Here is a 25,366-nt window from a genome sequence, read left to right as displayed (position 1 = left end):
AAAAAAAGGCTCCAACAGGAGCCTTTGCGATTGTGACTATTCGCTTATGTTTTTATTTTAAAATGCTTCTTCGAGCGTTTGTTCATTCTTTTTTCCTGCTTGTTTCTCGCTTATTTCTACCTCTTTCAAGCGCGCCGTAAAGTGTCTTAACACTGGCGGTTCATAGGTAAAGTCGAGCCCTTTCACTTTGCTTGCGTTCTCTTTCACTTTCTCAAACGCTTCAATAATAAAATCCATGTGTGTTTGTGTGTAAGTCGCGCGTGGAATGGTTAAGCGTAATAACTCAGCAGGACATGGATGCTGCTCGCCCGTTGCTGGATCGCGACCTTGCAGTAAGGACCCGATCTCAACCGCTCTGATACCTGCCACTTTATACAATTCACACGCCAAAGCATGTGCTGGGAACTGACCTGCTGGAATATGAGGAAGCAATTTACCCGCATCGACAAACGCAGCATGACCGCCCGCTTGCTGACACACGATACCCATCGCTTCTAAGCCATCAACAAGGTATTGAACCTGACCAATGCGATACTCCAACCAATCTTGACGCATGCCGTCATAAAGACCAACCGCAAGGCGCTCCATCGCACCACCCTCTAAGCCACCATAGGTTGGGAAACCTTCCTGCACGACACACAAGGTTCGACACTCTGTATACACATCCATGAAAGAGTCGTCTTTAAAGCATAACAAGCCGCCCATTTGTACCATCGCATCTTTCTTGGCCGACATAGCCAAACCATCCGCGTATTTGTATGACTCACGCGTGATTTGTTCGATAGTCCAATCTTGATAACCGGCTTCACGCTGCTGGATGAAGTAGGCATTTTCAGCGTAGCGAGCAGAGTCCATGATCACTGGAATATCGTACTTCTGAGCGATTTCGTATACGGCTTTGAGGTTAGCGATCGAAACAGGTTGTCCACCAGCCGAGTTACAAGTAATAGTGCTCACGATGTAAGGAACGTTGGCCGCGCCCGCTTCTAAGATAGCTTCTTCCAATTTGACGATATCGAAGTTGCCTTTGAAGTCGGCATTCACTGAGGTGTCGAACGCTTCTTTGGTATAAACGTTCTTCGCCACGCAGCAATTTACTTGAGTGTGGCCTTGCGTTGTATCAAAGAAGTAGTTCGACAAGGCGACCATTTTACTACGATCCAGCCCCTTCTCCATTTCACGCTTCTTGATCAGAACCGGAATGTAAATCTGCTCTGCGCCACGCCCTTGGTGAGTAGGAATAGTCAGCTCATAGCCGAAGATATCTTTCACCGCATTCGACAGTGCATAGTAACTGCGACTGCCGCTGTAGGCTTCATCACCCATCAACATCGCTGCTTGCATACGTTGTGTGATTGAACCCGTACCGCTGTCGGTCAGCAAATCGATGAACACATCATCACTGTCGAGTAGAAATGGATTCATACCCGCTTCGACAATGGCTTGTTCACGATAGGCGCGAGTTGTTCTTTTTACTGGCTCTACGACGCGAATACGAAACGGTTCTGGTAGATGTTTGAAATTTTCCATAATAGTACCTTTCAAAAATTCAGCCTAAGGCGAAAAAGCCAAATTCATTATTTTTAGATGTCACGAGTCATCACCATTAATTTCATTTCACGCACGATCACACTCGTGATAATTACGATAAAAATTAATAGTTAGAAATAAATTATTTAATCAATGACGTATTGATTAGACTCCAATTAATAATATCTAAGAGACAAGATATCCATGCATAAAAACAAATACTAAACGCATGAGTTACGAGATGTCTTAAAGACGAAATTAATAGGATTGGGCAAAGCTCATGGGCTCTGCTGGCGCGTGACGCCTAGAGGGTACTACTCTGAAGAAAGGTGGAACGAGAGCTGATGATCTAAAGTATACCAAGCTAACAAGGTTAGCCATGTTGTTGATTGCCATTTCAGATACATGTTCACAATATATCCCTACGTTGAAATCAAGGTGATCCGAAATTTAAATATAGTGCAATTGTTTTATAAATACAGCGAAAGAAAGTATAAATGTGATCAATATTTAGAATGAAAATTAAATACGATAGCGTGTTATATAAACTGTGAATATCGTCAGTTTATATACTATTAAACTAGTTCACGGAATTAACTAGTGCCGACAAATAACTGTAGTGATACGGAGTTGCGGTAATAGAGGATTAATTATAACTAATGGTAAATAAAACAAGCTCTGATAATCACTGAGTTTCGTTAACTTCTTCTTCAGCTTCATCAGAGCTTGGTTGCCAGTTCTGTTAGATCGGGTTACTTCTTCTTAACCACTTGTTTAATCGCCATTTCAGCTAACTTCGGTGTTGCGGCTTTCAATGCACTTGGTGCCACCTTCTTACCGGCTTTTACCGCCTTGTTCAGCTGTCCTTTAACCGACGTCCCTCTTTTCATTGCTTCAAAACGTTGGCGATTTCTCTGCACGTTATTGGCGTCTGCGATACGCTCGAGCAACGTCTGCCTTAAAACATCTAAACCAAACTGCGCCTTTTCAGGAGCAATCGCCAGTGGCAATGCAATATCGGTTTGCAGCAGTGTTTGATTGTATTCGAGCGCTTGAGCAATAATTTTAGCCTTGGCCGATATCGGGTTATCCAAATCATACGGCGGCTGCCAATCGTCTACAGGCTTTAACCTATCGACTTGATTGACTACCGAGACAACTATCGGCTTCTTACGTGAGATGTTCTTAGAATCGTCATAGAAAGCATCAAACTTATCTTTCAACTGCTTATCTAAATCACGTGCAGATTGATTAGCTTTAAGTACCCATAACACCACATCGGCTTGGGTCATCTCTTTCAGCATTAAGGCTTCGGTTTTAGGGTTGCCATCAAGCCCTTGAAGATCAACAACTCGAACGTCATTGTCATCGACAAACGCATTGTAAACCGTTGAAGTATCGGTTGATGGCAGTACATCCACTTCTGCAACCAACTCTTGCTTCAGTGCATTGATAAGTGAAGACTTTCCAGAACTCGTTTGACCAACTAACACAATTCGTACAGGCTCTAATTCAGGAGCAAAGCGTTGTTCATCGATTTCAGAAACATCGGACGCTTTCAGCGCGTCATCTTCAATGCTGAAACGCCCGCTGTAGAGGTCAATCGCCACCGCAGCGACTTCATCGAGTAAGGCTTGTTTGGCAGCGTATTGCATGTCATCGATCACGCCTTTAGTCATGGTCGATGTCGCTTGCTCTCGACCTAAATCAGAAATCACCTTAAGTGGATTCAAATATAGGTTTTTAAGGTGGTTACCCCAGATAGCCGCTTTGAAGATCTTCTGCCCTAGCTCACCGTATTTGTCGTAGGCTTCGTAGCCCGCTTTGATGTAAGAAACCTTGAGATACTCAATGCCGGGAATGTGTTCTTTCACCACTAATTTGTAGCGGCGGCTGACCTCTTCGAAGAGTTTTAGGCCTTCAGGAATCGAAAAATCGAGTGATTTTTTATCAAACTTTTTGGCGACAAACTCAAGCACCTCTAAACCGGTTTGGTCTAGGTTGCCCCACTCTATCTCGCCACTTAATTGCTGACGCACGTAGTGTTTCGAGTCGTTCCAAATCAACAACTCAGCTTGGGACCATTCATCGGATGCTTTGACCATCGCATCATTGACTAACGCATCATTGATATCAGCACTCTTAGGCGATGATTCAGTATCACTATCGCTTGCTGAGTTAGCAGACGCATTGCTATCAGTTAGTTGGCGAGAAGAACGGCTAGAAATGTATAAAGGAATGGTGAACACCAAGGTACTCACGGCAATAGCAATCGACATTTCCAACAGATAGCCGTATTTGACGGCCAAAAACAGACCAAAACCCATCATGATGAGGCTTGGGAAGGTTGCCGAAATCAGCGCAATGCCCCAACGCCCGCTCGATAGGACGGCCAGTAATCGAAACAGGTTTCTAATTTTCTTCATAGCCCGACGCCGCCTTACCTTTTTTCAGGGATTCTTTGTAGATCTTTTGCATCTCTTGTTCAGACACTTCTTCGCCTTTGTTCTTATGATAGAAGTAAAAACAAGCCGCTCGACCTAAACCATAGCTGGTGCCGAAACTCATGGCCGCAGCTGCAACCGCGCCGACCGTTTGACCATAAACCGGAATCAACTTTATCAGCTGTCGAGTTCCGAGCTTCATGCCATATTGCACTGCAAAGCTGCTTCCCAAAGTGCCTATTAGCTCACTGAAGACTCTCTTGTTCCACTCAACCCCATATTGATTGGCTAAGCTATGAAGCATTTTCGCTTGAATCGCAGGCACCGACACCAAACCAACACCCGGAATCAGGTCGCTCGCCGCGGCACTTCCTGCATACCAAAGCACTTCGTTTTCTACTTGGTCAAAGTTGGCCTCTTCTTGAGTAGAATGTTCTTTGTCGACCACCATCATGCCAATAACAGGAAGCATATTAGTCAGCTGTTCAATCAAGGCTTCATAATTGTAGATTGCGCCACTGTTGTTGCTCTCGTCATCCGTTTCAAAATCCACTGCAACCGATTCAAATCCCTTTCCCCACACCTTTTCTACTTGGTTGATGTTGAACTGAATCTGCCTCGCACGGTCTGTTTCATTGGAAGACAGCACCGCAGTATGAACAAGCAACAAGTGTTTGATCTTCTTCCGTTTCTTAATCTGTTTTAGAGCCGCAAGCACAGCGGATTGTTCAGGTTCGTCGGCTTTCATCACAACGACTAACGCATTACCTGCCTGACCAATCTCTTCCAGATCTTCTTTCGCATCGTAATTCGCTTCACTTAGGCCTCTGGTATCGAGAAAGCGCATCACCGGTTTGTCTTGTGGGAATTCATAAGACATTGCCGTCATGGTGCACGGAGCAAAACCATTTCCAACTTCAACCGAAGAGTCACCCGTGACCGCCTGAATAAACGATGACTTACCCGCCCCCGTCTTGCCTAACAGCCACAATGTAGGAAGATGCTTGCGCTGATATTCATGGGCCTGAGTAAGGTCTGGGTTCTTACTCGGATTGATGAAGTCTTTTATTTGATCAAACATGTTTAGAGTAACGCTCACTTGATGTTGAGATTCGGGTTGATGACAAAGCAATACTGACTTATATAATCACAAATCATATTAAACTTATGTTTGTTCAGTCGCACAGGTTTACAATGCCTAAACACTTGTTTTTATTTACGCGCTCCTTTTTTATAGACGATTTTTTATACGTGCGGGTATCATCGTATTGATTCGCGTACCTAACGAACATCAACAAACACAGAGAGCTCAAAGAGAAGTATGGAACAAATTTATTTAGCTGGTGGCTGCTTGTGGGGCGTACAAGAATTTATTAAGTACGTTCCTGGCGTTATCAGCACAGAAGCAGGCCGTGCTAATGGAAACGCCCAGTTAGCAGAAAACTGGACGGTACAAAGCGATTACGATGGCTACGCAGAGTGCGTACAAATTGAATTTGATCCAAGCATCACGTCAGTAACGATTCTGATAGAACACTTGTTTGAGATTATTGACCCTTACAGCGTCAATAAACAAGGTGTCGATGTGGGAGAGAAATACCGAACAGGCGTATACAGCACTGATGCGAAACACTTAACAGAAGCTAAACACTATATTGCTTCAAGAAATGACGCCGACTGTATCGCTGTTGAGGTGTTGCCATTGACCAACTATGTTGCCAGCGACGACATCCACCAGCATCACCTAAGCCACTTCCCTGAAGATCACCACTTATGCCATATCCCTTGGGATCTGCTGCATAAATACAAACCTTAGGCTCAAGTACTTATCGATGGCTCGATTTCACCATCAAATCGAAAATCAAATAAAGTTCCCCAATACGACACACCAATAGTGAAAACTTGAAAACCAGTAATAAGTACTGACAGCCGTTCGGGAAAATGGAATGCTTTTAACACACCGATTACATTTTCCCCGTCCATTAAAAAGGTGTCATTATGAAGAAATACGTTCCAATCTTAATTGCTCTTAGTACGGTATCTTCTATGAGCTATGCGGCCACCAGCGAAGATGCTGTCGACTACTTACAGATGCGCAAAGGCGTGGCTTACCAAGTAAACCACTCAAAACCCTTTACCGGTCAATTTGAAGAGAAGTTCGATAATGGCCAAATCGCGACCCAGGCTCAGTTTGCCGATGGCCTAGAACTTGGCTTAGAAACCAACTGGTATCCAAATGGTCAAGTCGCTTCTAAAGTGAACTACGTCAAAGGTGAACTGCAAGGTAAAGCCGAAACCTGGTACCCCAATGGGCAGAAAAAAGCAGAGCTCAATTATAAAGACAATGAACTGTCGGGTGTTGCTTCTCGATGGTATCCAAATGGCGAACAAAGCCTAACGGCAGAATACAGTGACGGACAAAAAGATGGGCTGGTAACGGATTACTATCCAAATGGCAACAAAGCTAGCCAAGCGAAATTTGACGAAGGCGAAGTGGCAAACGGGAAACTCACTCGCTGGAATACTAACGGTGACAAGGTTGAAGAACTGACCTTCAAAGACCACAAAGTCATATCTAAACAAGTGTGGATGCCTACCCAAAGCTAGTTCTGTACATGCTAACTTTATATAACCAACCCTATATTAAATAGTTCATAGAGCTCATCTATATAGGGTTAATCATTATCAAAACGAGCATTCATGTAACTGTGCATGAATAGGTGTTGAAGAAGAGTTTCTGATCCACAACTCTTTGAAATAAATTGTTTTCGATTTATACCGTAACAAAAAATAGGCCAGCATTGCTGGCCTATTTCGTTTGGTTTTATGGTTCGCCTTTAGTTTAATCGTTAGATTCTAATACCTAGGGCGCGTTAACCGTGAGTGATGACATTCTGTTGCACTAACGCATCCAAAATATCTGACGGCATGGTGCCACTTAGCGTTAACTGAGGAGCAAGGTCTTCAACCACGATCACTTGCTCTGTGGTACCCAAACCATCAGGGTTGATGGTTAGCTCTACATCATTTCCATCCACTTTTGCATCGATATGTTGTAACAGCGTCGTCATGTTTACAGTGGCATCCTTCAGTTCCGGCAACACCTCTCGTAGGTCAATCTGATCGCCTTCAGATAGATTGAAATCGGTAATGGTGTCTTCAACGCCATCTTCAATATTGAGCCATACAAACGAATCCATACCATTGCCACCGGTTAGAATATCGGAACCGCCGCCACCAATGAGTGTGTCGTTACCATCACCGCCAACCAGCGTATCGTCACCCGCTCCACCTACAAGTCGGTCATTTCCAGCACCGCCAGTGAGGTTGGTATCAAAGTTACTCGCTAAAAGTTGCACATCGTCTGTTTCAGAAGACAGATCGAGATCTATTGGATTGGCAACAATATTGAGATTCAGATCGATGTTTTGAGATATCGCAATATCGTTGTTGTCCGCCTCTTCAGATACCGCCTCAACTTTCAAGGTGTAATTACCCGGGGTTAACGGTTTACCTAATGATGACTGCTCGACGAGTCTTAGACTATCAATCGCATCAGCGGTCGCTATCCAAGTATCACCCACCAGCGAAACCGTACCCACATCACTGGTTACATCAACACCATCCGGAACATCACTGATCTTCAGCGTTAACTCTTCAGTAATGTCCGTCAATGCAGCGACAATTCCAACTAAAGCGACTCCACTATTAGCGACCACAGATGAGCTGGTCGTAATATTTCTCACATAGTTGAATGCCGGATCAATAGACAAGGTTGGCGCATTCGCCACTGGTGTCACCGCGATGTTATAAACCACTGGCGCAGTTTCAATCGCGATACCAGAAGGGTTACCGCTGTCTTTGGCGATGACTTCCAATCCAATGCTATTGGTTGGAGACAAGCTCGCATCGAGGTAAACACCACTTGGACTGGTTGGCGTATCAATCAGAGCATTCAAATCGTTAAGAGTACCGACTAAGATGATCGAACCGGTGTTGTTGCCGTTAACCATCACAGTCGTCCCTGCTGGGAGTACTACATTCAATGTGCCGTAATCCACTGTCAGCGTGACTGTCATTAAGTCATTAGCATAGGAATCAACATAATCGGGGTCAGTGACATTAATGCCACTCAACAACTGACCGGCGTCTTCGTCAATTAAATTAGTGACGTTGTCACCATTAACAATAGGCGTATCGTTAACGCCTTGCACCACAACACTGATTTCTGCTGTATCCGTTAGGAAGTCATCAGCCCCGTTGGTTGTGCCATTGTCTTCCACGGTGTAAATGAATTTAACGTCGCCATTGTAATCATCGGCCGCTGTGAATACCCAATATGGGCCGTTGATCGAGTTGTCATCCGCACCACCGACATTTTCGAACTTCTGAATCTGTCCCTGACCTTGGTCGATAACGACTCCAGTTACGGTAATGGCATCGCCCTCAGGATCAGTCGTCGCTGCAATCAGGTCTTCAGCTTTGATGATCAATTGGCCTTCTTCAAGCATGGTACCCAAGTCAACATTGGTTGCCACTGGCTGATCATTCACTTCTGTCACCACAACGCTGATTTCTGCAGTATCCGTTAAGAAGTCATCAGCACCGTTAGTCGTGCCATTGTCTTCTACGGTATAAGTGAACTTAACGTCCCCGTTATAATCATCTGCAGCCGTAAATACCCAGTATGGGCCATCAATCGAGTTGTCGTCCGCACCACCGATATTTTCGAACTTCTGAAGCTGCCCCTGACCTTGGTCGATAACGACTCCAGTCACGGTGATGGCATCGCCCTCAGGATCGGTCGTCGCTGCAATCAGGTCTTCAGCTTTGATGATCAACTGACCTTCTTCAAGCATGGTACCCAAGTCAACATTGCTTGCTACCGGTTGGTCATTGACTTCTGTTACTACAAGGCTGATTTCCGCATTGTCTGTTAGGAAGTCATCCACACCGTTGGTGGTACCATCATCGATGATGCTGTAATCGAATTTAACGTCACCGTTGAAATCATCAGCAGCCGTAAATATCCAAAATGGGCCCGTAATCGCAGCGTTATCAGCACCACCAGCGTTTTCAAAGCGCTGTAATTGACCTTGGCCTTGAGTAAGGGTCACACCCGTTACGGTGAGGTTATGATTTTCAAGGTCAGAGCTTGCTGTAATTAAATCACCTTCAACGATAACAAGCTGGCCTTCCTCGGCAATCGAGCCCAGATCAACGTTGTTTGCCACCGGAGCATCATTCACTTCCGTCACCTTAATGGTGAAGGTAGTTTGATTGGTTTGAGCGGTATTCGGATCACCCGCGTCAATCAGACCGTTATTACCACCGTCATCGAGCGTTGCATTGATCGTCACTAACCCACCCTGACTAAGGTAATTCTGGTCTGGGTCTGGTTTGAAGGTCACCGCTCCATTGGTCAATGCCGTATTGATGTCGGCCTCTTTACCCGTAATCACCAGCGAGCCATCAGGTTGCAATACAAACGTCACATCTGGAGAGCTTGTAAACTCAAATACGCCCTGTGCTCCCGGCAATGTTTGGTCAATTTCCAACGTCAGTACATACGGTGCATCCGGGTTATCAAAATTAGCGTCTACGTCGTAGATGCTAAAGTTGTCAATCGCCACACCACTTGAGTCTTCTTGCGTTTCAATGTTGGTGACATTCACAAACGTTGGTTGATCGTTAATAGGATCAATCACTAAATCAACATCGAAGCTCGTTGGAGTACCTAAGTATTCCGTGTTATCAGCGTCCGTATCAACAGAGCGAACGGTAATCTGTAGTGGGCCATTAATGCCCAGCACATTACCTGTGTCACTGTTATGCTCACCGGAGTTAAATACGATCTTATCTAGCGACTGAGCCGGAACATCAAGAGTCCAGATCTGTGTCACTGAATCATAGCTAGCCAAGGTGGTTCCATCTAGATGGTAGATAGAGGCATCTTGAGGAACACCAGCAACTTCTACTCGAAGTGTCTCGGGCGCATTCTCGGTATAAGTGCCGCTTCCGGTTGCAGATAGCTCTTTATCCAAAATCGTCGCATTGATTTCGATATCAATGTTTTGACCTTCATTGCCTGTCACAGAATCGGTTGGGTTGGTATCTACATCATCGCCCACAGGTACCACATGCAGTTTGAAGCTTGGTAGATTTGCCGCCGCAGTAGGCACACCCAACAAAGATTCTTGAGTGAAGACCTCAACGCCAAACTCAGCGGTACCACTGAAATTTTTAGGAGGTAAAATCGACAACTCACTCAAGTCAAATGACAGCCCTGAGGCTTGCGGTAGTTGAACACTCCATTCACCTCCACCGTTGTTCTTTATCGTGTAAGCTGAACCCGAGTCTGCACTCATCAAGAAGCCGTCTGGCACACCTGTAAACTTAACCGAAACAAACTGCTCAGAGCCATCGAGGTCAGTCAATGCAATAGATACTGGCCCTGTTCCAGACAGTGAAATAGGCTGATCTTCATTACCCGTAATCTCAATCACATCAGGGTCACTGCCCGGCCCTGTGACAAGTACATCATCGACAACCGGAACAACATCAAAACTAACACTCGTATTGAAAGTGTCTGAGTCTGCTGCAGTGCCTACAGGAGAAGCAGGATCATTATAGGATGCTGTATCTGTCACTGTGCCGCTGACATTAATCTGCACTTGGTTAATATCATTTCCAGTTGGATAATTCGCTATTGCCCTAAAGAGCACGTTATCGAGTGCACCAGCCGCGATTTCAGCTTGATTAAACGTCACAGTTGTTCCTAATGACGCGCCCGTATCGTCATAGAATGCCCCTACCGAAGGATCATCCAAGGTCAAGGTAATGGACGTAAACTCTTCTTGACCACCTTCTAAACCTGAAACTTGATCCGAAATGGTCGAGTTGAAGTCGAGCTGAATATAGGTGTCTTCGTAACCTACTGGATCTTGTCCAGCCTGGCCGTCGTTATCAACAGGATTGAAGAGATCATCAAGAGAGCCTACAACATTAACTTCAATTGTTGGGTCCGTTTCTGCATCTGGTGCTACCTTAATAACCACCTCTGTGTCTAACGTCTTCTCATCACCCGATAGAAGGTCTTTAGTCACGATCGAGATTGGCAACCTAAAGTCACCAGAATAGTCTGCAGGTAAATTGAGCAGCAACCCAGCAAAGTCTGTTGAAACACCCTGTTCTACGGTTGTCTCAAATACATATTTTCCGTTAACGAAATCAATATCACTATTGCCAGATACGCTGATTGGGAATGTAACTTCATTTGGCGTTCCTGGATTTATAGTGATGCTGTCGTCGATAACAATCGTTACTTGGTCAGTCGAGTCGTCTTCACCCGAGAAGGTAATCAAGCTATTTAATGCTATACCAAGATCGAGTTGTGTATCTTCAATGGCATCAATAACACTGTCTGGCACTAGAGCAATGTCAGCAGCAACTTTATCTGGGGCTGTCAGCACTTCAGGATAAGAAAGCGTGACCTCTCCCGTACGTTGCACTTGAGCAGACGTCTCATTGTTAGCATCACCAGGATCTGATACCAAGGTGAAAATTGTCATCTTGATATCATTGAAATCAGTAACGACATCATCTGCATCATTGGCAGGGGTGAAATCTAGCCCACGAGGAGCACTGACGCTGAAGGCATCTTCATTGGTTACAACCCAACGGCCACCACCTTCGTATGCAGCCCCGTTAACGACGAGTTGTCCCAACACTTCATCAGACAGCGCACTTCCGTCGGTATTAGTTAACTGGACTATCACTTCATCGACTTGTTCTTCTACTGTGCTTAAATCTGTTTCTTGGTATCGGACAACGTATTCATCCGAAATTGATGTGTTATCACTGTTCGTTGTAAATTTAATTACGCCATTAGCATCAGCCGTAATCGTAGTGAGATCTCCAGTGCCATTTTCGTTTGAAACAACAATCTTGTTGTCGGCATCTCCAGGTTCAACAACCGGTCTTACACGCACATCAATCGAGCCCGTGATTGTGGCTGTTGCAATCCCCTGACCAGGATCAGTTGCATCAACATACTCATGATCTCTTTCTTCAATCATTACAACCGTATTAAGCGTAAAGTCGGTGCTCGAATCTTGAGCTGGCGTTATCTGGATAAAGTTATTGTTCAGCGCGATCTGAGTAAAGTCTTCTGCCGTCTGACCACTCTTCGGAGTGATGGTTAAAGTACCTGCAGCGGCATCGTAAGCCCATGTAACATCGCCATTAACCACAACACTTTCAACATCATTCGGAATGTCACTGATGACTATCGAGGTGAAATGTTCATCATCATCAATATAATCAGTGCCCTCTGGATGCCAATCAATGTTGATCGCGGTATCTTCATCACCATTAGTAACCGTGTTGTACGTCGCAGAAGTATCGATTTTAGGTTCGACTAGCACTCGAATTTCTTGATCGAACGTAAGCGTGTGACCATCGTTCTCAGTCACAATCACTTTACCTTGAATATGAATATTCTCAGTTGAAGAGTCCACAGGTCTGATACGGATCCCTGACGTTTTACCCGCCTCAGTAATATTAGCTTCATAGATAGGTTTAGATAAGTCAGGGCTACCACCCGGCCCGGTTTCGTAACCGACAAAGTTAAGGTCAATAACCGTACCGTCCCCATCCTCCAGAATTACGCCATCAGGAATACCCGAAAGGATAACGGTTATGGATTCTGAACCATCGTCCGGTAATGGTGTGGTGCCAGTCTCCGGTTTTCTCTCACCCGACAATACGGTGAAATCAAGCTCGGCATAGCTATCGCCATTTTGGCTCTCTTGAATCGTCGTTTGCACACCATTTACAGAGCCGTCTGTAATAGCACTCCAAGCCGTGCCATTCGTTCCGCCATAAGGAGTATCAGCAACACCTTTCACCTCAACATTAACCGTTTTAGTCCCCAGGATTTCTTCATCGACTTGAGCACCCGTTGATAGGTTTGCAGTGTCTTTGACTACGCCCGTTACATCGAAGGTGAAATCTACATTGCTGTGTTTGGTTGGAACAACCTCAACGTTTGCTAAATCGGAATACGCTATTTCTTGGTAATCGATACCATTAATAGTGACCGTTGGAACGACATTCGTGGTCCCTAGGAAATAGAGCACCGCACCTTCAGTAATATTGCTGATACGAACAAACAACTCTTCAGAGCCGTCAGCGTCCACCGAGCCGTTCATGGTGATCACTTCGTCCAGCGTGAAGGCATCTTTGTTAGCCAGAGGACCGATATAATCTGGATCATCAATGTTGTCTTCGTTAATACGAATCCTGTTAACACTGAAGGTTCCCGGATCGGCATCGGCAGTCACATCAATGATAATATTCTGTTCGACAGAGCGAGCAGTTGTCTTATCGTTTGCTCCACCATTCGCCGAGTCATCGTATGGGTTGTGTGCCTCTTCTGTAATGGCTGTCGCTTTGAATTCAATTTGCCCAGAGAAGTTATCGATTGGGTTAACCACAGTGCTATTAATATCTGCAGCAGCGATAACGTAAACACCATTAACTGGTGTTAAAACATTGCCGCTTTGATCAAGTAATTCAAACTTGCCGTCGCCTTGAACAGCTTCAAGCTCATAAGTGATGGTTTCCGTTTGGCTATTGTCTTGTGACTCTGCATTCAACTGCAGCGTGACATTGTCTTCATCTTCATTCACTTGATATTGATACGTGCTATTGGCGTCATCCCAAGTCGCGATGTCCGCCACCGCTTCAATTTCGATTCTGAAGTTTGAATTGATAGTGTGATCCAGTGAACCATTGTTATCAATTTCGAGTTCATAGCGAACTCGGCCACCAGTTTCATCTGAACTAGCGTGTTGATCAGGGACGAAAAATAGGTTTTCTATCGTCGCGATAGTTTGTCTTGGTTCATTCGGATTTGGAGCAAAGCTTTGTTCGAGTTGAGGAGGACCAAATATAATGCTCCCATTTGGCTGAGGCACTAATTCAATGTACTTAGAGCTAACACTATCAAAGTAATAAAAAGTACCTTGGTGACTGTCACCTCCATTCGGGCTTTTAATCGTCAACTGCCCAATAGATTCATTGTTATCTTGGTCGTATAAGTTAACTTGCAGAGCAACTTGCGCTGGCGCATTAGGCAGACCACTTTGGTTATCTTGATCATTCTCAAAAGCGGGTTCGTCACCCGATGCGTAAGGTATCGTTAAATCTCTACCCGCATCCTCAAACGTAGTCACTTTCAGCGAGATAGCTGACGAATTTCGATCTGTAATAGTGATATCTAATGGTGTTTCTGATGTATCTAAATCCCCATCTGTTGCAATCACATTAATAGAGAAATCTATTGTCTCACCGTTATGCTCTAGATAACTGTTAGCTCTAAACTCAACCTCACCATTTGAGTTAATACGCAATCGACCAAGTTCACGGGTATCAACACCTCCATTGGTCTGCTCGTATACTCGAACCTCTTGACTACCATTGTTTAAATCGAAACCATCACTGTAAGGCCCACTATTTCCTGTACGGAAAACGATATCAGCGCCATTGCTAGTAATACCTTCAATTCGACTCAGAACAGCACCATCAGCACCCACATCCGTCGCATTGGCAAACATGTCGACTTTGGAGTTACCATAGCCCTGACCTTCAAGACGAGTAATCGACTGGGTTGTCACCAGTGGAACATCATCAGTCACGGTAATTTTCAAATCGATAGCATTCGACTGGTCTTGGTCGAAATCTTCGGCCACGACAGAGAAATCAAGCTCTATGGTGTTTTCATCCGTGCCATCAGGGTGTTTAAGTGGTTTGAACAACTCAAATTGATAACTGTTATTTGAGGTATCAAAAATGATTTCAAACACAGGCTGATTGCTGGTTACCGTCTGAGCAACATAAGTGAAGGTTGTGCCGCTTTGTGAAACAGGCAGCCACTCTAAGCTTTCTCCATCAGAGGTTAAGCCCGCGATAACTAAGTCTTCATCGACCAGTTCATACTTAACAACGCCATCGGCACCTTCATCAACCGTGAATAGTCCGTTAATAAAGGTATCTTCGGATTGATCCGAACCAACCCCAGCAAGATCATCTTCATCAACAACCGTTTCACCTGTTGGCGCACTCATTACTGGCACATCATCGAGCACTTCGATTGGCAATACATATTGATTAGAGTCATCACCGTCACCATCAACCGCAACGACATCGAATGGAATCGTTAAGGTATTGGAATTCGGGCTTGTTGGATGGTTTAGAGGACCTAACAACGTAAACGTATAAGAGCCGTCATTCGCTAACGCGAGCGTGAAGATAGGAGTACCGCTTGTCGTCGTACCTTGATAGGTGGTTGTGTTCGCGGCTCCTGTGACTTCTGTAATAGAAATCGCTTCAGTTCCAGAGGTCAATGTCGCTTCAAGCGCAGAGATATTGCGCAGTTCGTAAACCTCTACTTGGTCAGCACCTTCTGTGGTAACAAATGCACCTGTCGCTTGTGAAACCACAGAGCCCAAGTCATCTTCATCAACCACAAACGTACTCGCAACCGTCGTATCAGTTATGACTGGCACGTCATCAGTAATAGTAACCGTAAGAGGTTTCATCACAGAATCGGTATTGTCTTGGTCGACTGCGATCACTGGTAAAGTGAAGATTTGATCGTTGTTGCCTTGCACAGGCAGATGATCGAGCTCTTCCAATAAAGTGAACGTGTATTCGCCTAGCACCACACTACTAAAAGTGATAGTGAAAATATCGGTTTGGACACCACCACTTTCAACGTAACCAATATAATGATCGCTATTTAGAGGATCTTCTTTTAACTGAACCACCAAACCATCCGCTTTCAAATCGCCCGACGTGTTGAACTGGGTGGTATCAATACGGAAATGACGCACATCATCACTTCCCGCTGTGAAAGTAATCGTTTCAGTTTGGCTCACAGGTAAGCTCGGAGATGAGCCATCCACAAGATTCGCTTCTTCCAATGCAACCGTTGGTACCGTATCAATTACCGGTGGAGCACCATCTGAAATCGTCAGTGTCACAGTCGAAGTGACACTATCGCCGTCTTTATCTTCTGATGTCACGGTAATGGTCTTAACGATGTCACCACCAGAATGATCCAGATTTCGATTCGGCTCAAAGCGCATATCACCTTCAAGCGTGATAAACAGCGAACCTTCCGTAAATACGAACTCTTGCTCACCAGTATTGCTTTGCACCAGAGATTCTTCAGGCTGACTACCATAAGTAAATTTGGTTATGGTGGCGCCATCGGCACTTTGTGCAGGCATCACATCAAATGTCGTTGTGGTAGGCGTGCCCGTACTTGGCTCTGTGATGCTAAGAGCACCAGATTGCATCAATTGAACGTCATCACTGATGGTCACAGAAAGCGGTTTAGACGTTGAAATATCGCCATCGGTGTCTTGTGCATACACAGACAAATCAAAGCTGAGATCGTTGTTTCCTAATCCGTCTACATGATCCAAACGCTCTAACAAAGTAAACGTGTACTCACTCGGGTTGGTGTTATCAAATTCTAGAGTGAAGATAACTTTCTCAATACCCGAGCCATCCGTTGTGAATGCTATGTAGTCACCTGAACCAGCAGGCTCTTCACGCAAGCTCAACTCAAGGCCATCAGACTTCAATACACCGCTGTTATTAAACAACCCTACTTCGACGACAATTTTCTCGATGTCATCACTGCTTGCAAGTGAAGTAATGGTTTGGGTCACGCTGACTGGGCTGCCACTCGGCGTTGAACCATCAGCCAGTAAGCTTTCAGACAAGCTAACACTCGGCACTACATTCAACGTTGGTCCATCACCATCAACGATAGTGAGTGTGACCGTTGAAGAGGAAATATCCTTATCAAAATCAGATGAAGTAAATTCAATCAGCTTAACAATGTCGCCTGCAGAGTGGTCAAGATTACGATTTGGTTCAAACCTCACATCGCCATCCAAAGTGACAAACAGCGAGCCTTCAGTGAAAACAAATTCCTGCTCACCGCTGATGCTTTGATCCAAAGTAATCGCAGCTCCACCGTCATAGGTGAACTGTGTAATAGTTGCCCCATCAGCACTTGGCGTAGGCAAAACATCAACGGTCGAGGTCGTTGGTGTGCCAGTATTTGGCTCTGTGATGGTTAACGTGCCATCTTGCATTTGTTGCAGGTCATCTTGAATGGTGACAACAACATCACGCTTAACTGAGTCATCACCATCAGTATCCACTGCATAAACAGGCAAGTTGAAGTTAAGGTCGTTATTGAGAGCGCCATCAACGTGATCGAGTGCCTCAATCAGCGTGAAGGTGAACTGACCTTTATTGACACTATCAAAATCAATGGTGAATACATTGGTTACGTTACCCGCCCCATCATCAGTAAATCCGATGTAATCGCCAGGTGAAGCAGGATCTTCTTTTAGCTGAACAACAAGACCATTTGATTTCAGAACATCACCAGGGTTGAATTCGTTGGTCGCAATTCTAAAGTGGCTTAAGTCATCACTACCCACGGTGTAGGTAATGGTTTGTGTTGAACTCACCGCAGAACCACTCGGCGTTGAGCCATCTGCTAGGTTCACTTCCGATAAGTTCACGCTAGGAACAACATCGATGACCGGATCAATCCCATCTTGGATCGTTAATGTGACATCCGCGGTATCAGTATCGTTGTCAAAGTCGCTGGTCGTTACAACAATCGTTCTAACAATATCACCCGCAGAATGATCCAGATTTCGATTTGGCTCAAAACGAACTTCGCCTTCAATCGTGATGTACAGTAAACCATCGGTTACGGTAAACACCTGCTCTGTCGATACATTCGGATCTAACGTGACGGCTGTACCACCATCGTAAATAAATTGGGTGACCTTTGCGCCATCAGCACTTTGAGTCGGCATTACATCGATGGTTGGCGTAGTTGGAGTGCCCGCCACGAGATCCGCCAGTGAAGGCTCAACAATATTCAATGAACCGTCTTGTACACCTTGTACATCATCGGTAATGGTCACTGTCATTGGTGACATCGCAGACTCATCACCATCGGTATCCACAGCTATCACAGGTACATCGAAGTTTAAGATGTTGTTCTGCAAGCCATCTGCATGGTCTAACGCTTCAAGCAGCGTAAACGTGTATTGCCCTAAATTGGTGGTTGAAAAGCTGATCGTGAAGACGTTGGTTTCTACGTTAGCACCGTCTTTTACAAATCCAATATAGTTCCCAGAGTTCGCTGGCTGCTCTTTAATCTCAACCTCTAAGCCATTCGACTTCAAAGCCCCCGAAGTATTGAACTGAGCAGGGTCAATTCTGAAATGACTAACATCATCACTACCCTCGGTATAGGTAATCACTTGAGTCATCGATACTGGATTGCCCGTTGGCGCAGAGCCATCAGCCAGATCGACCTCAGAAAGACTCACACCAGGAATGACGTTGATGATTGGTAGATCGCCATCGGTAATGGTTAGCGTTACTGTCGAAGTCACCACATCACTATCAGAGTCGCTTGAACTGACGACTATCGACTTGACGATATCCCCGCCCGAGTGATTAAGGTCGCGGTTCGGTTCAAAGCGCACATCGCCTTGCAGCGTGATATAGAGCGAGCCTTCAGCAACCACAAACTTCTGCTCTCCCGTATTACTCTGGTCAAGCGTAAACACTGTGCCGTTGTCGTAATTGATTTGGGTGATGGTCGTACCGTCTGCACCTTCTTGATCAAGAACATTCACAGTCGTGGTTGTCGGTGTGCCCGAGGCTAAATCAGCCACAGTCGGCTCTTCAATGCTGAGAGCGCCATCCACCATGACTTGAATGTCATCGGTAATCGTTACAGCCAGAGGCGACATCAGAGAGTCATCACCATCACTATCAACCGCGTACACAGGCAAGTTGAACGTTAGGTCGTTATTACCTTGAATTGGTGTGTGGTCAATCGCTTCTAAAAGAGTGAAGGTGTATTCACCTAAAGTCGTGCTGCTAAATGCAAGTGTGAAGACCGTGGTTTCTACATTTGAATTGTCGGTGGTGAAGCCAATGTAATTACCCGATCCCGCAGGCTCTTCTCGAATCTCAATCACAAAGCCATCAGATGTCAGGGTACCGCCAGTATTAAACTCACTCGGCTCTAAGCGGAACTTTTCAACATCATCACTTTGATTCGTGAACGTGATGGTTTCTGTTTGGCTAACCGCACTACCACTTGGTGATGAGCCATCAGCCAGATCCGCTTCTTCAAGTGCCACACTCGGAACAGCATCGATAGTCGGGTTATCGCCATCGGTTATGGTCAAAGTAACGGTTGCTGTCACCGGATCGTTATCAAAGTCATTGGATGTCACGACTATCGACTTAACAATGTCTTCACTAACGGAATGGTCTAAGTTACGGTTGGGCTCAAAGCGCATCTCACCTTGAAGGGTGATGTACAACTCACCTTCTGTGAAACTGAATTGCTGTTCGCCTACGATGCTCTGATCCAACGTTTTAACGATGCCACCAAAAGAAAACTCAGTAACCGTTGCACCATCAGCACTTTGGTTTGGCATTACATCAATGGTATTGGTTGTTACCGTGCCATCAACCAGATTTGGCTCAACGATATCTAGAGTGCCATCTTGCATGATTTGAACATCATCACCGATGGTTACATTAAGTTGAGACACCAAAGAATCATCGCCATCGCTGTCTACCGCATAAACCGGAAGATCAAAGCTCAGATCATTGTTTGCTAGGCCATCCACATGGTCTAACGCTTCCAATAAAGTAAAGGTGTATTCACCAAGGTTCGTGGTCGAGAAGCTAATCGTGAACACCGGAATTTCAGCATTTGAACCATCAGTAATGAAGCCGATATAAGTGCCAGGATTAGCAGAATCTTCTTTTATCTCTACCGCAAACCCATTCGATTTGAGAGCACCGCCGGCATTGAACTCGGTTGGTTCAATGCGGAAACTGGTCACATCATCACTTTGACTAGTAAAGGTAATCGTCTCAGTTTGACTTACAGCACTACCACTTGACGCTGAGCCATCAGCAAGGTTGCTTTCAGACAGAGTAACGCTTGGCACCGTATCAATGGTCGGGATATCACCATCGGTAATCGTCAGGGTGACGGTAGAGGTCACTGTATCCTTATCGAAATCGCTTGAGGTGACCTCGATCTGTTTCACGATATCTCCACTAGTATGGTCGAGATTACGATTCGGCTCGAAGCGAACGTCACCTTGGATAGTGATATACAGTGAACCTTCAGCAACAACGAACTTCTGCTCACCAGTATTGTTCTGGTCAAGCGTTAATACAGCCCCGCCATCATAAGTGAATTGCGTGATGGTCGCACCGTCTGCCCCTTCTTCATCAAACACATTAACGGTCGTTGTTGTCGGTGTTCCCGCCGCTAAATCAGCAACCGTCGGCTCGACAATATTTAGAGCCCCATCTTGCATGATTTGAACATCATCACCGATGGTCACATTCAACTGTGACACCAATGAATCATCGCCGTCGCTGTCTACCGCATAAACAGGAAGGTCAAAGCTCAGATCGTTGTTCGCTAAACCATCCACATGGTCTAACGCTTCCAATAAAGTGAAAGTGTATTGGCCTAGGTTAGCACTAGAGAAACTGATCGTGAACACGTTGGTTTCGACGTTCGAACCATCAGTCACAAAACCGATATAGCTACCTGGTGTGCTTGGGTCTGCTTTTAGCTCAACCACCAGCCCATTTGATTTGAGCGCCCCACCAACATTGAACTCTGTCGGTTCAATACGGAAACTCGCCACATCATCACTTTGATTAGTGAAGGTAATCGTCTCTGTTTGACTTACTGCAGCACCGCTTGGCGTAGAACCATCACTCAAATTAGTTTCGGATAAAGTAACACTCGGGACATTATCAATCGTTGGGATGTCACCATCAGCAATAGTCAACGTGACCGTAGAAGTAACAACATCATTATCTGAGTCGCTTGAAGTCACAACTATCGACTTAACGATGTCTCCACTTGTATGGTCGAGATTACGGTTTGGTTCAAAGCGCACATCACCTTGCAGCGTGACATAGAGCGAACCTTCAGCAACCACAAATTTCTGCTCTCCCGTATTGCTCTGGTCAAGCGTAAACACTGTGCCGTTGTCATAATTGATTTGGGTGATGGTCGTGCCGTCAGCCCCTTCTTGATCAAGAACATTCACGGTCGTGGTTGTCGGTGTGCCCGTGGCTAAATCAGCCACAGTCGGCTCTTCAATCGTAAACGCGCTATCTGCCATGACCTGGATATCATCGGTGATCGTCACTGCAAGAGGCGACATTAGAGAATCATCGCCATCGCTATCGACTGCGTACACTGGCAAGTTAAACGTTAGGTCGTTGTTACCTTGAATTGGTGTGTGGTCAATCGCTTCTATCAGCGTAAAGGTGTATTCGCCTAATGTCGTGCTACTAAATGCTAGTGTGAAGACTGTGGTCTCGACATTTGAATTGTCGGTGGTGAAGCCAATGTAGTTACCCGATCCCGCTGGCTCTTCTCGAATCTCAATCACTAAACCATCAGATTTTAGAGTACCGCCAGTATTAAACTCACTCGGCTCCAAGCGGAATTTTTCAACATCATCACTTTGGTTGGTAAAAGTGATGGTTTCTGTTTGGCTAACCGCACTACCATTCGGGTTCGAACCATCACTCAGATGAGTTTCAGATAAGCTAACCGTTGGAATAACATCAATGGTTGGGATATCGCCATCAGTGATGGTCAGTGTAACCGTTGAAGTAACCGAATCTTTATCGAAGTCACTTGAGGTCACCACAATCGACTTCACGATGTCTTCGCTCGTGGTATGGTCGAGATCGCGGTTTGGTTCAAATCGCACCTCACCTTGCAGCGTGATGAACAACTCGCCTTCAGTGAAACTAAACTGTTGCTCGCCAGTATCATTCTGGTCAAGCGTTCGAAGTTGACCGTCATAGGTGAACTGAGTAATCGTCGCGCCATCTGCACTTTGATCCGGCATTACATCGATAGTATTCGTTGTAACCTTACCGTCAGCCAGATTAGGCTCAACAATATCTAATGTGCCATCTTGCATGATTTGAACATCATCACCGATAGTCACATTAAGTTGCGAGACCAATGAGTCATCGCCATCGCTGTCTACCGCATAAACTGGAAGATCAAAGCTTAGATCGTTTTTATCTAGGCCATCCACATGGTCCAACGCTTCCAACAAAGTAAAGGTGTATTCACCAAGAGTGGTGGCCGAGAAGCTAATCGTAAACACTGGTATTTCAGTATTTGAACCATCGGTAATGAAGCCGATGTATGTGCCCGGATTCGCTGAATCTTCTTTTATCTCTACCACAAAACCATTCGATTTGAGTGTACCACCTACATTGAACTCGGTTGGCTCAATGCGGAAATTCGCCACATCATCACTACCAGCGGTAAAGGTAATCGTATTGGTTGTGTTTACTGTGCTTCCACTTGGTGTAGAACCATCAGCTAGATTCGTTTCAGATAAAGTAACAGGCGGAATCAGATTAATCGCCGGGTTTTGACCATCGGTAATGCTTAACTCAAGCGTTGAAGTATCAGTGTCCCCATCGCCGTCTTCTGCTAAGAATGAAAACTGTTTTACTATAGTTTCACTACTTGAGTGGTCGATATCACGAGCGACTTCAAAACTGAAATCACCGTTTAATGAGATAGTGACGACACCCTCAGTAAAACCGAAAGTTTGAGTAGCATCGAGGAGCAGGCTTTGATCTAGCGAGTAATCAACACCATCATAATTAAACGATTGAATTGTAGAGCCATCTGCACCTTCAAAGTTGAATAGGTTATACGAAACCACGGTATCGCCCGCTAAAGTCGGCTCAGTGACAGATTCAACCTTATCGACTAACTCAACAACATCATCTGTGACATTAACGAGAATCTCAGCAGCTTCTGGTGTGTTCGAACCTCCAGATAGTGCAGAGCGGTCGCCATCTGCATCAACGGCATAAATTGGCAATGCAAAGGTCAACAACGCGTCTTCAGCGCCTTGGTGAGAAAGCTCTTCATACAGATTAAATTCGTAGCTGCCTAATGAAGGGCTATCGACTTTAACGTCAAAGACTGTAATTCTCGAACCATTGACCTCAACATAACCTTCGTAAGTTCTTACACCGTTGGTTTCATCAATCAACTCAAGTAGCACAGCCTCGCCATTTGAAACCAAGCTGCCACCAGTATTAAACTCTGCTGGTTCAAGTTCATAATGGTCAATGATATCACTTTCAAAAATGTCCGCGGTGATACTGCCGCTGCCTGAAACTGGCGCCGTGCCCTCTTGTGAGCCGCCAACAATGCCCGCTTCATCAACATCAATACTGTCAACATTAGTGATAACAGGGCTATCACCATCAGTGATGGCAATGTTGATGGTATTGGTTACAACATCTTGGTCAAAATCGGTAACCGTGATTGGTAATGCAAACAAAAGAGTGTCGGAGCTCACTTCTTCGATTGGCTTAAACTGTTGGAAATTGTACGTGCCATCGGTATCAAGCGAGATAGTGAGAACAACCTCACCTCGGCCTTGGATGGACAGAGTAATCGTTGTTCCATCATCAGAAAGTCTGGCAAGCGTGTTTTGATTATCACTAAGCAACCCATCAAACTGGTCCAGAGCACTAACATCAAAGACTGCCGATTGAAGATGATCACTTCCAATAATCGAAAAGGTTCCTTCGATAGCTGCACTACTAGTTTCAACGTTAGTGATAGTCACGCTTTCTGCTGACGGGTCCTCCCAGTCAAACACCGTAACTTGTGCGCTGATTGGTGCTGCTATCGGGTTTCCTGCGGAATCTTCACCTTGAACATCAAAGGCAATATTAATTTGATCGCCAGTATAAGAAACCTGGCCACCACCAATAGAAGGCACATGGTCAATAGGTTGAGAAACTGTTGTGGTCAGCGATAGTTCAATGTTATTTCCAACACTGATAGCTTCAATATCAATGCGTAGTACTTCGTCCGAACCTAGAACACCGACGATAGAATTGGTCGCCGCATCATAAGTGAACGTAACGGGCTGACCACTTGAGGTAATATCACTGTTTAGTTCATTGAGTAGTGAAGCAAGGGATAGTGCTTCTGGAGCGAAGGAATCAGGAGAGAGAGCCAAACTACCAGCAACAATCGTTTCGATAATCGTTAAGGATTGAGGATAGGTATTGCCTGATATCGAGCCTTCATGGAGCTCTTCACTAATAGATTGACCACCAGCTGAACGGGTTATCGTTCTGAACTCTTCTCTGTCTTCATCAACGGTTTGTTCTGCTAGACCAGCGGTCTCAAAGAATGTCGATGGCTGAGTTTCGGTGTAGTTATAATCAATCGTCACAAAGCCAGCATTTGCAGAACCTAATCCGCCACCAGCAGCCGTTGCCTCTAAGATTTGAGTCGGATCCGCACCACCTAAAATGGCTTCTTGAATTGCAGCAAAGTCGTCTTCGGTGAAGGTTTCTGCGTCTGTTTGCTGTAAGTCAAAATTAACCTCACCGGCGACTGGAGCGTCTACCCATGCGGCAGTCTCATCAACACAGCCAACACAATTCTCTCCAACCGGAATCGAATCATTCTGAACGCCTAATACAAGCTCTGACTTGTTGGCCGTAATCACGATCTCATTTTCACGGATGATATCGCCAACTGAAATCTTTCTTGCGCTGCCGTCAGGCTTAACTACGACGACATCTCCACTAGTTGCTTCAACTACCGCAACCTGGCGCGAAACTTCGATATCCATATATCCCCCGTTGTCACAAAGCACTATTCTCTAGAGCTGTGAAAATTATTTGTAATAGCAATTTCAGGTTTTAATTAAACACATATTTAGCTCTCATCAATGGCAATCCATTGTTATGCCCAATCGGCTTGAAAAGAGAGAAGTATTTCACCTGTTTTTTTATAGTTTACTTACTCTTAAGCCTAGTCTTCCCCATAAAAAATGCCATGTCTGTGCGACGAGACGTCTTTTCACAAATCTAGGTATTGTGGCTGGGATTTGAAAACCTGAGTTAAAAGTTAGTAGGATGCTGATTTATATGCAAATAAACGCACAATGTAATTGCACCTCTTCGTTTTATAAATATATACAGTAATAAGGTTGATAAATCATTAGCGAATATGGGGTATTAATAGAGGTGAGATATGCGTTAATAGCAAAGCAGAGGTAAGTCCCATATTTGAGACAGTAAGCAGGCTATTGATTTATAGAAACCACAAAAAAACCAATAAAATAAGTTGCATAAGAGATATTTGACAGCAGATTAACCAACTTTTCCCATAAGCGTTATGGGGCTTTGTGATGGCTCAGTCAGTT

At 45.0% G+C, this 25,366-nt stretch carries 6 protein-coding genes; 2 read left to right on the top strand and 4 right to left on the bottom strand.

Annotated features, from left to right (window positions below; translation table 11 throughout):
- Positions 1-57: 57 nt before the first annotated feature.
- From tnaA to QQ041_RS15480, 3 genes are all read right to left on the bottom strand, one after another.
- Positions 58-1,530 carry a tryptophanase gene (gene tnaA / locus QQ041_RS15490; RefSeq protein WP_146489912.1) on the bottom strand — a complete coding sequence of 491 codons (1,473 nt, stop codon included), beginning with the start codon at positions 1,528-1,530 and terminating at the stop codon, positions 58-60.
- A gap of 752 nt (positions 1,531-2,282) precedes the next feature.
- On the bottom strand, positions 2,283-3,956 hold the full coding sequence (locus tag QQ041_RS15485; RefSeq protein WP_285954384.1) for a GTPase: 1,674 nt from the start codon (positions 3,954-3,956) through the stop codon (positions 2,283-2,285).
- Positions 3,943-5,055, bottom strand: a complete 1,113-nt coding sequence (locus tag QQ041_RS15480) for a GTPase (protein WP_285954383.1) — start codon at positions 5,053-5,055, stop codon at positions 3,943-3,945. The genes QQ041_RS15485 and QQ041_RS15480 overlap by 14 nt, the downstream gene beginning before the upstream one ends.
- A 240-nt stretch (positions 5,056-5,295) precedes the next feature.
- On the opposite strand from QQ041_RS15480, the gene QQ041_RS15475 reads away from it, so the two are divergent.
- Both QQ041_RS15475 and QQ041_RS15470 read left to right on the top strand, forming a co-directional pair.
- Positions 5,296-5,790, top strand: a complete 495-nt coding sequence (locus tag QQ041_RS15475; protein WP_146489909.1) for a peptide-methionine (S)-S-oxide reductase — start codon at positions 5,296-5,298, stop codon at positions 5,788-5,790.
- Between the two features lie 182 nt (positions 5,791-5,972).
- Entirely contained in the window at positions 5,973-6,581 is a 609-nt protein-coding gene (locus QQ041_RS15470) for a toxin-antitoxin system YwqK family antitoxin (protein ID WP_061018270.1), read from the top strand.
- Between the two features lie 266 nt (positions 6,582-6,847).
- On the opposite strand, the gene QQ041_RS15465 is transcribed toward QQ041_RS15470, so the two are convergent.
- Positions 6,848-24,814 carry a retention module-containing protein gene (locus QQ041_RS15465; protein ID WP_285954382.1) on the bottom strand — a complete coding sequence of 5,989 codons (17,967 nt, stop codon included), beginning with the start codon at positions 24,812-24,814 and terminating at the stop codon, positions 6,848-6,850.
- Between the last annotated feature and the right edge of the window lie 552 nt (positions 24,815-25,366).

This window comes from Vibrio sp. TMPB1044 (genome assembly GCF_030442075.1).
Taxonomy (GTDB): Bacteria; Pseudomonadota; Gammaproteobacteria; order Enterobacterales; family Vibrionaceae; genus Vibrio; species Vibrio satsumensis.
Note: the sequence above shows the minus strand (reverse complement) of the source record. Positions and strands in the feature narration are given on the sequence as shown.